This window comes from Halovulum marinum (genome assembly GCF_009697225.1).
GTDB lineage: Bacteria > Pseudomonadota > Alphaproteobacteria > Rhodobacterales > Rhodobacteraceae > Halovulum > Halovulum marinum.
Genome location: NZ_WIND01000010.1, coordinates 84568 through 97784, shown reverse-complemented (window position 1 = coordinate 97784; position 13217 = coordinate 84568). Strand labels below are relative to the sequence as shown.

Annotated in this window: 11 protein-coding genes; 7 read left to right on the top strand and 4 right to left on the bottom strand. The window is 68.5% G+C overall.

Translation table 11 applies throughout. From position 1 onward, the window contains the following. Positions 1-715: 715 nt before the first annotated feature. From gcvP to gcvT, 3 genes are read right to left on the bottom strand one after another with little or no spacing between them, the layout of a single operon-like run. Complete coding sequence (gene gcvP / locus GE300_RS13370) at positions 716-3568, bottom strand: aminomethyl-transferring glycine dehydrogenase (protein ID WP_154447074.1); 2853 nt, start codon at positions 3566-3568, stop codon at positions 716-718. Positions 3569-3576: 8 nt separating this feature from the next. Further along, positions 3577-3942, bottom strand: coding sequence for a glycine cleavage system protein GcvH (gene gcvH, locus GE300_RS13365; RefSeq protein ID WP_154447073.1), 366 nt, complete (start codon positions 3940-3942; stop codon positions 3577-3579). Positions 3943-3958: 16 nt separating this feature from the next. Further along, positions 3959-5050: a glycine cleavage system aminomethyltransferase GcvT gene (gene gcvT, locus GE300_RS13360; protein WP_154447072.1), complete on the bottom strand. Its 1092-nt coding sequence runs from the start codon at positions 5048-5050 to the stop codon at positions 3959-3961. Between gcvT and GE300_RS13355 the strand changes: the two genes are divergently transcribed. The 4 genes from GE300_RS13355 (at position 5018) to dctP (ending at position 9333) form a co-directional block, all read left to right on the top strand. After that, positions 5018-6007 (top strand): DeoR/GlpR family DNA-binding transcription regulator, encoded by a 990-nt coding sequence (locus GE300_RS13355; protein ID WP_325063229.1) that lies wholly within the window; start codon positions 5018-5020, stop codon positions 6005-6007. The genes gcvT and GE300_RS13355 overlap by 33 nt on opposite strands. Positions 6008-6091: 84 nt before the next feature. Beyond that, positions 6092-6745 (top strand): TRAP transporter small permease, encoded by a 654-nt coding sequence (locus GE300_RS13350; protein WP_233416996.1) that lies wholly within the window; start codon positions 6092-6094, stop codon positions 6743-6745. Further along, positions 6745-8229 carry a TRAP transporter large permease gene (locus GE300_RS13345; protein ID WP_154447070.1) on the top strand — a complete coding sequence of 495 codons (1485 nt, stop codon included), beginning with the start codon at positions 6745-6747 and terminating at the stop codon, positions 8227-8229. Before GE300_RS13350 ends, GE300_RS13345 begins: the two co-directional genes overlap by 1 nt. A gap of 42 nt (positions 8230-8271) precedes the next feature. Beyond that, positions 8272-9333 carry a TRAP transporter substrate-binding protein DctP gene (gene dctP / locus GE300_RS13340; RefSeq protein WP_154447069.1) on the top strand — a complete coding sequence of 354 codons (1062 nt, stop codon included), beginning with the start codon at positions 8272-8274 and terminating at the stop codon, positions 9331-9333. Between the two features lie 201 nt (positions 9334-9534). Here dctP and GE300_RS13335 read toward each other — a convergent pair whose 3' ends face one another. After that, positions 9535-10008 carry a tetratricopeptide repeat protein gene (locus GE300_RS13335; protein ID WP_154447068.1) on the bottom strand — a complete coding sequence of 158 codons (474 nt, stop codon included), beginning with the start codon at positions 10006-10008 and terminating at the stop codon, positions 9535-9537. Positions 10009-10020: 12 nt separating this feature from the next. Between GE300_RS13335 and GE300_RS13330 the strand changes: the two genes are divergently transcribed. Genes GE300_RS13330 through GE300_RS13320 form a run of 3 tightly spaced genes read left to right on the top strand, consistent with a single transcriptional unit; the run spans position 10021 to position 13217 of the window. Beyond that, positions 10021-11313: a cytochrome-c peroxidase gene (locus GE300_RS13330; protein ID WP_325063228.1), complete on the top strand. Its 1293-nt coding sequence runs from the start codon at positions 10021-10023 to the stop codon at positions 11311-11313. After that, entirely contained in the window at positions 11314-12192 is an 879-nt protein-coding gene (locus tag GE300_RS13325) for a PfkB family carbohydrate kinase (protein WP_154447067.1), read from the top strand. Beyond that, complete coding sequence (locus GE300_RS13320) at positions 12192-13217, top strand: tagatose 1,6-diphosphate aldolase (protein ID WP_154447066.1); 1026 nt, start codon at positions 12192-12194, stop codon at positions 13215-13217. The genes GE300_RS13325 and GE300_RS13320 overlap by 1 nt, the downstream gene beginning before the upstream one ends.

Below are 13217 nucleotides of genomic sequence, written 5' to 3'. Positions count from 1 at the left end.
GTCCCGGCGCACAGATTTCCGCAGGCGTGGTAATCCTCACAGTCGCAGCGACGGCGGGCGGTCATTGTCGTTTCGTCCCGCCGCGCGGGAGAACGAGTCGACACGCCGAGCAACGAATGCAGAATACAGAATATCCGAAGTCGCATATGAACAATTTGTGGTTGTCGTATGCAGAATTTCCTACCCGTCATGGGAATCACCGGCGGCAATTGTCACTCAAAGGGGTCAATGACACTTGAATAAATCGACGAATTTCGGCAGAATTTTGCCACGATTTCCATGTGTAGGCTCCTGCGGTCGGCCCGGATAGACGGCTTCTGTTCGTGTCCGCCGCAGAGCGGGTAGCGAGTGTTCAGATGGTCCTTGGGGGTACGGGGCGATCGGGTGGTTGCGGGCAGGCGCAGGGGCGTCTACCGGAACCTTTCCCGCGCCGGTTGGAGCGGCGCCATTGCGTGCCGGTGATGCGGACACCGGCGGACCGGCATCTGGCGGTGTCGGTCTGCAGCAAGGGGCGCGGCTCGCCATACGGGTGATCCTGGTCCGGCGGGTACCGGAGATGGCCGGAACGCTTCGCCACGCTGCGACGTTCTAGGATACGGAAGCGCAGTTGGGGGGCGCTTCCGGCCGGCGCCTCCTTTGCAGATGGGAGCCGCGTCGGGAACACCGGGCTCGTACAGCTGTGCGGGCCCGGTGTCTTTTCGTGCGGCTGCCCTTTCTATTCGGCCGCTTCCTGATAGGTCTCCATCGGCGGGCAGGTGCAGACCAGATTCCGATCGCCGAAGGCGTTGTCGACCCGATTCACGGGCGGCCAGTACTTGTCGACGCGGAACGCGCCGGGCGGGAAGCAGGCCTGCTCGCGGCTATAGGGCCGCTCCCACGGGCCGACCAGGTCCTCGACCGTGTGCGGTGCGCGCTTGAGCGGGTTGTTCTCGGCGTCCATCTCGCCGCGCTCGATCGCCTGCGCCTCGCCGGCGATCGACAGCATCGCGTCGATGAACCGGTCAAGCTCGGCCTTCGGCTCGCTTTCGGTCGGCTCGACCATCAGCGTGCCGGGGACCGGAAAGCTCATCGTCGGGGCGTGAAAGCCGCTGTCGATCAGCCGCTTGGCGACGTCCTCGACGCTGACGCCGGCAGACTTTTCCATCGGTCGCGTGTCGAGGATGCACTCGTGCGCCACCCGGCCCGAGGGCGAGGTGTAGAGCACCTCGTACGACCCCGCCAGCCGCTTGGCGATGTAGTTGGCGCTCAGGATCGCCACCTTGGTCGCCTGCGTCAGGCCGGCGCCGCCCATCAGCAGGATATACGCCCAGGAGATCGGCAGGATCGACGGCGAGCCGTAGGGCGCGGCCGAGACCGGGCCGATCTGCCCGCCGGTGTGCGGATGGCCGGGCAGGAATGGCGCCAGGTGTTCGCGCACGCCGATCGGTCCCATGCCCGGACCGCCGCCGCCGTGCGGGATGCAGAAGGTCTTGTGCAGGTTCAGGTGGCTGACGTCGCCGCCGATCTTGCCGGGTTGAACGATCCCGACCATGGCGTTCATGTTCGCGCCGTCGATATAGACCTGCCCGCCGTGCCGGTGGGTGATCTCGCAGACCTCGCGCACGGTTTCCTCGAACACGCCATGGGTCGACGGATAGGTGATCATGCACCCGGCCAGATCGCCCGAGTACTGTTCGGCCTTGGCGCGGAAATCCGCGACGTCGATGTCGCCGTTGTCGGCGGATTTCACCGGCACGACCTTCCAGCCGACCATCTGCGCCGAGGCCGGGTTGGTGCCGTGCGCCGAGGTCGGGATCAGGCAGACGTTGCGGTGGCCCTGGCCGCGCGAGGCGTGGTAGGCGCGGATCGTCAGCAGGCCCGCGTACTCGCCCTGCGCGCCCGAGTTCGGCTGCATCGACAGCGCGTCATAGCCGGTGATCTCGCACAGGCGCCGCGACAGATCGTCGATCAGCTCCTTGTAGCCCTGAACCTGATCGTCCGGCGCGAACGGGTGGATCTCCGAGAATTCGGGCCAGGTCACCGGGATCATCTCGACCGTGGCGTTCAGCTTCATCGTGCACGAACCCAGCGGGATCATCGCCCGGTCCAGCGCCAGGTCGCGGTCGGCCAGACGCCGCATGTAGCGGGTCATCTCGGCCTCGGCCCGGTTCATGTGGAAGATCGGGTGCTCCATGTAGGGTGTGTCGCGCAGGCAGCTTTCGGGCAGGCGATACGGCCGGTCGTTGTCGCGATAGGCGATGTCGCCGCCGAAGGCGCGCCAGACCGCCTCGACGGTCTCGCCATAGGTGTTCTCGCCGCAGCTCATGCCCAGCTTCGTGGCGCCGACCCTGCGCAGGTTCACCCCGTTCGCGGCGGCGGCCTTGAGGATCACGCCCTGAAGCGCGCCGACCTCGACGGTGATCGTGTCGAAGAACTGGGCCGGCTCGACGGTGAAACCCAGCTTTTCCAGCCCGGTCGCCAGGCGGACGGTCTTTCGGTGCACGCTCTGGGCGATGGCCTTCAGCCCGTCGGGGCCGTGGAACACGGCATACATCGACGCCATCACCGCCAGCAGCGCCTGCGCGGTGCAGACGTTCGAGGTCGCCTTCTCGCGGCGGATGTGCTGCTCGCGGGTCTGCAGGCTCAGCCGGTACGCCTTGTTGCCGCGCGCATCGACCGAGACGCCGATCAGCCGGCCGGGCATCGAGCGTTTCAGCGCGTCCCTGCAGGACAGGTAGGCGGCGTGCGGCCCGCCATAGCCGATCGGCACGCCGAAGCGCTGGGTCGAGCCGACGGCGATGTCGGCGCCCATCTCTCCGGGGCTTTTCAGCAGGCACAGCGCCAGCGGGTCGGCGGCCAGCACGGCCAGCGCCCTGGCCTCGTGCAGCTGCGCGATCAGGTCCGAGAAGTCGTGAACGTGCCCGTAGGTGCCGGGGTACTGGAAGATCGCGCCGAAGACCCGGTCGGCGACGAGTTCCGAGAACGGATCGCCCACGACCACCTCGATCCCCAGCGGCTCGGCGCGGGTCCGGATCACGCCGATGGTCTGCGGGTGGCAATGATGGTCGACGAAGAAGCGTTTTTCCTTCGACTTCGAGGCGCGCTCGGTCATGGTCATCGCCTCGGCCGCGGCGGTCGCCTCGTCCAGCAGCGAGGCGTTGGCGATCTCCAGCCCCGTCAGATCCGCGATCATCGTCTGGAAGTTCAGCAGCGCCTCCAGCCGACCCTGGCTGATTTCCGGCTGATACGGCGTGTAGGCCGTGTACCAGGCGGGGTTCTCCATGATGTTGCGCAGGATGACGGGCGGCGTGACGGTGCCGTGGTAGCCCTGGCCGATCAGCGAGGCGCACACGCGGTTGCGCTTCGCCACCTCGCGCATCTTCTTCAGCATGTCGCGTTCCGACAGCGCCGGTCCCAGGTCCAGCGCCTGCGGCTGGCGGATGCCCTGCGGCACGGTCTGGTCGATCAGCGTGTCGAGGTCGGGCACCCCGAGGGTCGCCAGCATCTCCTCCATCTCGGCCGGGGTCGGACCGATGTGGCGGCGGTTGGCGAAATCATAGGGATCGTAGTCTGTCAGCGCGAATGTCATGCGGTCTCTCAGGAAATGAGCTTCTTGTAGGTGATCTCGTCCATCAGCTCTTCCAGCTGGGACTCGTCGGTCAGGCGGATCTTGTAGAACCAGGCGTCGCTTTCGGGGCTTTCGTTCACCTCGGCCGGGCTGTCGGCCAGGCTGTCGTTGGACTCGAGGATTTCGCAGCTGACGGGGGCAAAGATCTCGGACGCCGCCTTGACGCTTTCCACCACGCCGATCTCGTCGCCCTTCTCGAAGCTCTCGCCGACTTCCTTCAACTCGACGAACACCACCTCGCCCAGTTGCTCGGCGGCATGCTCGGTAATCCCGATGGTGGCCACGTCGCCATCCACGTCCAGCCACTCGTGATCCTCGGTGTAGTAGGTGGTCATCTCGCGCAATTCCTTCTCAGCGTTTGTAGTTGTGCGAAACGAAGGGCAGGGTGGTGACGCGCGCCGGGTGCGCCTTGCCCCGGATCATCAGCGCGACGTCCGTGCCTTCGGCCGCGTGCTCCGATTCGACATAGCCCATCGAGACCGGTGCCTGCACTGTGGGGCCGAATCCGCCGCTCGTCACCTGTCCGATGTCGCGACCGTCCGCGGTGGCGATGACGGTGCCGGCCCGCGCCGGGGCGCGGCCCTCGGGGCGCAGGCCCACAAGCCTGCGCGCGGGTCCGTCCGCGAGCTCCCGAAGGATGCGCTCGGCGCCCGGGAATCCGCCCTCCTCGCGGCGGCGTTTCTGGATCGCCCAGCCCAGCCCCGCCTCGACCGGCGAGGTGGTCGTGTCGATGTCGTTCCCGTACAGGCACAGCCCGGCCTCCATCCGCAGGCTGTCGCGCGCGCCCAGGCCGGCAGCCTCGACGTCCGCGTGCCCGAGCAGGCGGCGGGCCAGCGCTTCGGCGGCTTCGGCGGGCAGCGATATCTCGAAGCCGTCCTCGCCGGTATAGCCCAGGCGCGAGACGCGGACCGGCGTGCCGCCGATCTCGGCGGTCGCCGTCTCCATGAAGGCAAGATCCGCCGCTGCCGGCACGATCGGCGCCAGGACCGACTCGGCCTTCGGGCCCTGCAGCGCGATCATCGCCAGATCGGTGCGCTCGACCAGATCGACGCCGTCCGGCAGGTGCGCGCGCATGTGGCCAAGGTCGTGCTCTCGCCGGGCGGCGTTCAGCACCAGGTAGAAGTGGTCGGCGGCGTTCGACACGATCAGGTCGTCCAGGATGCCGCCGTCCGCGTCGGTGAAAAAGGTATAGCGCGCCTTGCCCGGCTTCAGCGTGGCGATGCTGGCGGGCACCAGCGCCTCCAGCGCCGCGACCGCGCCGTCGCCGCGCAGCTCCGCCTGGCACATGTGGCTGACGTCGAACAGCGCCGCGCGTTCGCGTGCGGCGGCATGCTCGCCCATCACCCCCAGCGGATAGCTGACTGGCATGTCCCAGCCGGCGAAGGCGACCATTCTGGCCCCCAGTTCCTGGTGCAGCGCGTGCAGCGCAGTGCGGTCAGTCATCCCGGCCCCCTCTCGATTCCCGCGCGGCACATGGCGCAAGTTTCCGATAGGAAACATCACAAAGAGCCGGCGCACGCAAGGGGCGGGGCGCGGCACGCCAAGTTTCGTTTTGACAAGAAACCGAAACTGCCGGACACTCGGCTGAAAGACGGCGAGGAGGGCGCGGGCGTGACCGACCGCAGGGAAACCATACTGGCGATGGTCCGGCAGCAGGGGCGCGTCCGAGCCGAGGACATGGCCCGCGTGCTGAACACCTCGGTGCAGACGATCCGCAAGGATCTGCGGGCGCTGGAGGCCGAGGGCCAGATCACCCGCTTTCACGGCGGCGCGGTGCCGCGCGCCGGACGCGACTACATCGACTACGAGGTGCGCCGCGCCATCGCCGCGCCGCAAAAGCGCGCTATCGGCCGCGCCGCGATCGAGCGCATTCCCCGCGGCGCGACGGTATTCGTGAACGCCGGCACCACCACCGAGGCGGCGGTCCGCGCCATCCAGCCCGGGTCCGGCCTGACGGTGATCGCGGACAACGTGAATCTCGCGAACATCATCAGGAAGATAGACGGTGTGACGACGATGATCGCGGGCGGCAAGGTGCGGGCGGCCGACGGCGCGGTGGTCGGGGCGACCGCCGTCGCGTTCCTTGATCAGTTCCGCGCGGACTACGCGCTGATCGGCGCCGCCGCCATCGGTCGTGAGGGCGCGTTGCTCGATTTCGACCTCGACGAGGCGATGGTGGTGCGGGCGATGATCCGCAACGCCGGCCGAGTCGCCGTGCTGGCCGATTCGGGCAAGTTCGGCGCCACCGCCGCAGTGCGGATCGGCGACATGCGCGATGCCTGGGCGTTGGTTACCGACCGCTGCCCCGGCGGCGTGCGGCGGTTGTGCCAGTCCGCCGGCGTCGAGGTCGTCGAAACCGCCGCCGCGACCCTGCCGCGTGCGGTCGATCGCAGCGCTTGACAGATCGGTTCGTTTTGCGCAGCATCCGAAAGTGGCCGGCACATAAGACGAAATACTAATGCCGGCCCAGTGGGAGGGAACAGCTTGATCCTGCTTCATGCGCCGCTGCGCATCCTCTCGGCTTTCAACGCCGCGGTGCTGGCCGTGGGGCGGCAGCTTGCCTGGGTCTGCCTCGGGATCATGGTCGTCGTGATCCTCGCGCAGATCTTCTTCCGCTACGTGATCGGCGACGCCCTGGCCTGGTCCGAGGAACTGGCCCGCTTCTTCATGTTGTGGATGACCGGACTGATCGCGCCCTCGGCCTATCGCTGGGGCGGATTCGTGGCGATCGACATGCTGCCGCAGGCGCTTCCGGCGCGGGCGGCGGCGATCCTGAACCTGGCCCTGCTGGCGGTGGCGCTGACCGTTCTGGTCGTCGCGGTCCGGCTGGGCTGGGCCGATGTCACCGGCTTCGGCGGGCGGTTCGCCACCGCCTCGCTGTGGGTGCCGGCGCATCTCGAGTTCGGCTGGGTCGAGGGGCCCTGGCTGCTGTTCGAGCGCACGCTCGTCGTCGACTTCATCCCCGAGCCGACGAAGATCGCCAAGAAGTACATGATGGCGTCGCTGCTGGTCAGCATGGTGCTGATGACGCTGGTCAACGTCGAGCTGATCCTGCGGTCGCTGATCCGGCTGCTCGACCCGGCCACCGGGGTGGTCGCGGTGCCGGAGCCGGCGGTCGCCTCGGCCGGAGCCGATTGATGCTGCTGTGGTTCCTGCCCGTATTCCTGGTGTTCCTGATGATCGGAATGCCGGTGTTCTTCGGCCTGCTCGCCGCGCCGGGCATCCTGCTCTATCTCGACGGGCAGGAGCGCAACCTCGCCACGCTCTACCGCAACGTCTACACCGGCATGGACAGCTTTCCGCTGATGGCGCTGCCGTTCTTCATGCTGGCGGGCGAGCTGATGAACCGCGGCGGGATCACCCTGCGCCTGGTCGAGTTCAGCCAGGCGATCATGGGGCATCTGCGCGGCGGGCTGGCGCATGTGAACATCCTCAGCTCGATGCTTTTCGCGGGGCTTTCGGGCTCGGCCGTCGCCGACACCTCGGCGCTGGGCTCGACCCTGATCCCGGCGATGGAGAAGAACGGCTATTCCCGCCGGTTCGCCGCCGCGATCACCGCCGCCTCCAGCGTGATCGGCCCGATCATCCCGCCTTCGGGGATCATGATCATCTACGCCTACGTCATGGGCGAGTCGGTCGCGGCGCTGTTCCTGGCCGGCATCGTGCCCGGCGTGCTGGTGGGCGTGGGGCTGATGCTGGTGGTGCGGCTGATGGCCGACCGCTACGATCTGCCCAAGGCCGAGCGGATCGTGCGCAAGGGACAGACCGTCAGCCCGGCCGAGAACCTGATCGCCCGCGTGCTGGCGCGGTTCAACCTGCTCGGCATCCTCTGGGGGGCGCATCTGCTGGCCGCCGCGGCGATGGGCATCGGCGAGACGCCGACGATCCCGGTGCTGGTGGTGCTGGCCGCGGTGACCGAGGGCATCTTCCGCTACATGCGCCCGCGCATGTCCGAGGAGGTTCGCGTGGTCTGGAAGCGCGCCGTGGTGCCGCTGCAGACGCCGATCATCATCCTGGGCGGGATCCTGGTCGGCGTCTTCACCCCGACCGAGGCGTCGGTCGTCGCCGTCGCCTACGCAATTCTGATCTCGTTCTTCATCCTGCGCTCGATGCGCCTGTCCGACCTGCCGTCGATCTTCATGCGATCCGCGCTGGGCTCGTCGACCGTCCTGCTGCTGGTGGGCGCGGCGGTGGCCTTCAAGACCGTCGTCGCGCTGTCGCACGCACCCGAGGCGCTGGCGGATTTCATCCTGTCACTGTCGGACAACCCGCTGACGCTGCTGTTCCTGATCAACCTGCTGCTGTTCGTGGTCGGCATGTTCCTGGATGCGGGGCCGGCGATCATCATTCTCGGCCCGATCCTGGGGCCGATCTTCACCGACATCGGCGTGCACCCGGTGCATTTCGCCATCATCATGAGCGTCAACCTGACCGTCGGTCTGGCGACCCCGCCGATGGGGCTGGTGCTGTTCGTCGCCTCCAGTGTTTCGGGGGAACGGGTGGAGGCGATCTCGAAGGCGATCCTGCCGTTCCTGGCAGTCGAGGTGCTGGTGATCTTCCTGATCACCTATTTCCCCGCCTTCTCGCTGACCGTTCCCCGTCTGACGGGGTTCATCCAATAGAGCCGACAGAAGCCGAATTCGTAATCTGACAGGAGGAAGAAGATGCAACTGACGAAACTGGCCGGGTCGCTCCTGGTCGCCACGCTGCTGGCCGGCGGCGTCGCCCAGGCGCAGGAATACACCATTCGCGCCACCGCGAACTCGAACGAGAACGACGAGGACGCCGACGGCCTGAACGTCTTCAAGCAGCATGTCGAGGCGGCCTCGAACGGCGCCATCGCCGTCGAGACCTTCATCGGCACCCAGCTCTGCTCGACCGGGCAGGAGTGCATGCAGGGCGTCGCTGACGGCTCGATCGACGTCTACATCTCGACCTCCGGCGGCACCGCCGGCATCTTCCCGTTCGTGCAGGTGCTGGACCTGCCCTACCTGATGGCCGACGACCGGGTGGCCGAAGCGGTTCTGGCCAACGGCTCGCCGCTGGTGACGGCCATGCAGCAGATGGTGCGCGACGCCTCGGGTGACGCGATCCGGCTGATGACCATCGGCAACACCGGCGGCTGGCGCAACTTCGCCAACACCGAGCGGCGGGTGCAGATGCCGGAGGATCTGGCGGGACTGAAGATCCGCACCGTGGTCGCCGACCTGCCGCAGGAGCTGGTCAAGGCGCTGGGCGCCAGCCCGACCCCGATTCCCTGGCCCGAGCTGTTCACCAGTTTCCAGACCGGCGTCGTCGAGGGGTCCAAGAACGGCATCACCGACATCATGGGCATGAAGTTCCCCGACGCGGGTCTGCAGTACCTGACGCTGGACGGGCACGCCTACATGGGCGCGCTGTGGTTCATGAACAACGAGAAGTTCATGTCCATGCCCGAGGAACTGCGCAAGGTGGTGGTGGACGGCTTCTACCAGCTGCAGCAGGCGACCTTCGCCTCGCCCAAGCGCAAGTCGATCCAGGCCTACGAGGACTTCGTCGCCGGCGGCGGCGATCTCTATGTGCCGACCCCCGAGGAAAAGGCCGCCTTCGCCGAGGCCGCCGCGCCGGTCTACGACTGGTTCAAGGCCAATGTCGACGGCGGCGAGGAGATCTTCGCCGCAATGACCGAGGCCGTCAGCCAGGCCGAATCGCAGATCGACGCGGTCTACGAAGGCGAGTTGAACTGACTGTCGGCGCCGCGCCACGGGGCGCGGCGCCTGTGCCCGCGGCGGCGCGTCGCCGCCGCAAAGCGCCCGGACAGCCGGGCACGCCAGACTTGACGCAGACCGAACCAGCGCCGCCTTCCAGGGGCCGAACCGATGATTTCGACAGCAGACCGCCGCAGACCGCAGCCGCGCCCGCACCGGACGCCAGCATCGGCAGGCTGGCTATTCGAACGGGTACAGCCAGGGTCGGTAATCGGCGATCAGCACCTGCGCCCTGGCGATCTGCTCCGGCGTCATCTTCTTGACCACCTCCTCGATGCTGATCGCCGCGTCGGGATCGCCGCCGATGGCGCTGAGCGCGTACCACAGGTATGCGCGCACCAGATCCGGCGCGGGCAGGCCGCGGCCGATCTCGTAGTACCAGCCGACGCCGGACTGCGCGCCCGGATGCCCCTTCATCGCCGAGCGCAGATACCACTCGAACGCCCGCGCGTCGTCGCGCGCGACGCCCAGACCCATCGCGTACATCACCCCGATCAGCTCCTCGGCGTCGGCATTGCCGGATCGCGCCGCCGGCCACAGTTCCCGGTACGCCTCCGCGAAGCGCCCGGCCTCCATCAGATCGCGCGCCTGCTCGATCTCGGCCAGCGCCGGGGCGGCCATGAGGGTCAGCGCAAGGGCAAGGGTTCGCGGCATCTTCGTCCTCCGTTGGCCGGACTGTGCCTTGCCGCCGCGCTGGCCTCAAGCGCCGCCGCGCAGCAGGCGCTGGGCCCCGAAGACTTCCTGTCCTTCAACGAACGCGCGGCCGAGGTCGGACGGCTGCTGTTCTACGACCCGATCCTGTCGGGCAACCGCGACATCTCGTGCGGGACCTGCCATCGCCACGACAGCGGCACCGGCGACGGCCTCAGCCTGGGGCTGGGGCAGGGCGCGACCGGTCTGGGACCGAAGCGCACCGCCGCGCCGGGCACGGTGCTGAAGCGCGTGCCGCGCAACGCACCGCCACTGTGGAACCTCGGCGCCCGGCAGATCCGCACCCTGTTTCACGACGGACGGCTGGAGCCGTCGGACCTTTACGACAACGATTTCAATTCTCCGGCCGAGGAGTATCTGCCGCGCGGGCTGAACGGCATCCTCGCCGCGCAGGCGCTGATCCCGCTGACGGCGCGCTTCGAGATGGCCGGCGATCCCGAGGAGAACCCCGTGGTCCGCGCGATGCTGCGGCGCCCCTCGGAGGGCTGGGCGATGATCGCGCGGCGGGTGCGAACGATTCCGGAATATGCGCGGATGCTGCAGGCGGCCTATCCGCAGATCGAGGCGCCCGAGGAAATCGGCATCGCCGATATCGCCAACGCGCTGGGCGACTTCATCAATTCCGAATGGCGCAGCTTCGACAGCCCCTATGACCGGTACCTGGCGGGCGAAGCGGCGCTGACCCCGGCGCAGCAGCGCGGCATGGACCTGTTCTTCGACGAGGCGGGCTGCTCGGGCTGTCACGCCGGCCCGCTTCTCACCGACCAGGACTTCCATGCGCTGGCGCTGCCGCATATCGGCCCCGGCCGCACCCGCCGGTTCGATCCGGTTGCCCGCGACGTCGGCCGCATGGCCGAGACCGACCGGCTGGAGGACGCCTACCGGTTCCGCACGCCCGCGCTGCGCAACGTCGCGCTGACCGCGCCCTACGGGCACAACGGCGCCTATCCGACCCTCAATGGTATCGTGCGGCATCACCTGGACCCGCTGGGAATGCTGGACGCCTGGACGCCGGACATGGCGACGCTGCCTCAGGTCGCGAACCTCGTGCCGGGCGACTTCCTCGGGTTCCAGGACGCCCGCGAGGCCGCCCGGCTGCGCGCGCGGCTCGACATCACCCCGCGCACGCTCGCCGATGCGCAGGTGGCGGACATTGTCGCCTTCCTGCACGCGCTGACCGGCGGGGACAGCGTCAAGGGCAGGCTGGGCCGCCCCGAGAGTGTGCCCAGCGGGTTGAAGGTGGACTGAATGACCGATGTGCTCGTCTGCGGCTCGACCGCGATCGACTTCCTGTTCACGGTGGACGCCTTCCCGGACCGCCCCGAGAAATACCGCGCCGCCGATGCCGCGATCGTCGGCGGCGGCTGCGCGGGCAATGCGGCGGTCGCCATCGCCCGGCTGGGCGGCCGGGCCCGGCTTGCCGCGCGCTGCGGGCAGGACATGATCGGGCGGATGACCTGCGACGACCTCGAAGACTGGGGCGTCGACACCTCGCTGGTGGTGCGCACGCCTGGCGGACGCTCGGCCTATTCCTCGATCCTGGTGGACCCGGCGGGCGAGCGCCAGATCGTCGCCTTCCGCGGCGAGAAACTGGCCGAGCGGCTGGACAGGGACCTTGGCAAACCCTCTGCCGTGCTGGCCGACACCCGCTGGCCCGAGGCGGCGATGCAGGTCTTTGCACACGCCCGCACGCTGGGCATTCCGGCGGTGCTGGACGGCGAGGCGCCGGTGTCCGGAACCCTTGCCGCCGCCGCGACCCATGTCGCCTTCTCGGCGCAGGGGCTGGCCGAATTCACCGCCACCCGCGATCTTTCCGAAGGCCTGGCCAGGGCGACCCGCCGCACCGGTGCGTGGGTCTGCGTTACCGATGGCGCCGCCGGTACGCTGATCGCCGGGGCCGGCGGCCCCGAGCGCATCCCCGCGCCGCAGGTCGCCGCCGTCGACACCCTCGGCGCGGGCGACGTCTGGCACGGCGCCTTCGCCCTGGCCCTGGCCGAGGGCCGGTCCGAACGCGCGGCGGTGGTCTTCGCCAACGCCACCGCCAGCCTGAAATGCACCCGGCCCGGCGGCCGCCAGGGCGCACCGACGCGGGCCGAGGTGGACGAGTTCATGCAAGGAGCAGACTGATGCAGCTGACACCCGGAAAACTCTGGGGTTTCCGACGCCTGGCCGACGCGGCCGGCCGCTTCAAGATGACCGCGGTGGATCAGCGCCCGCCGATCAAGGGGCCGATCGCCAGACACCACAACACCGACGAGGCCCCGTGGCGGGAGGTCGCCCGCTTCAAGACCCTGCTGATCGAGGCGCTGCAGGCGGAAAGCTCGGCGCTGCTGCTGGACCCGCACTACGCGATCCCGATGGGGCTGGACCGCCTGTCGCCCGACAAGGGGCTGATCGTGACGCTGGAGGACAGCCTGTTCCAGGAGTCTGACGGCGGCCGCCTGTCGGCGCAGATCGACGACTGGTCCGTGGGCAAGATCAAGCGCATGGGCGGCGACGCGGTGAAGGTGCTGGCGTGGTACCGCCCCGACGCTTCGCCCGAGGTCTGCCGCGCCCAGCAGGACTTCACCCGCCGTATCGGCGACGCGTGCGCGCAGCATGACATCCCGTTCCTGTTCGAGCTGCTGGTCTATCCGCTGAAGGGCGATGCCGACCAGACGAAGGACTACGTCGAGATGCAGGCCAAGCGGTCCGACCACGTGCTCGCCTCGGTCGAGGAATTCGCCAGGCCCGAGTACGGCGTCGACATCTTCAAGCTGGAAAGCCCGGTGAATGCCCGGGCGGCGGACGGCTCGGCGCAGGTGCAGGCGCTGTTCGACGAGATGGGCCGGCTGGCGGGGCGCCCGTGGGTGATGCTGTCGGCGGGCGCGGGCAAGCCCGAGTTCAAGCGCATCCTGGAACATGCCTATGCGGCGGGGGCTTCCGGCTACCTTGCGGGCCGGGCGATCTGGCTGGACGCGTTCCAGGCCTATCCCGACTGGGCGGCGATCGAGGCCGGGCTGCGCGACGGCGGCATACCTTACATGCAGGAACTGAACGCCCTGACCGAAGCGCACGCCATGCCCTGGGCCGAGCACCCGGCCTTCGGCGGCACCGGCGCGCGATTCGCCCCCGCCGACGCCAGCTTCCGCCACACCTATGCCGAGGCCTGA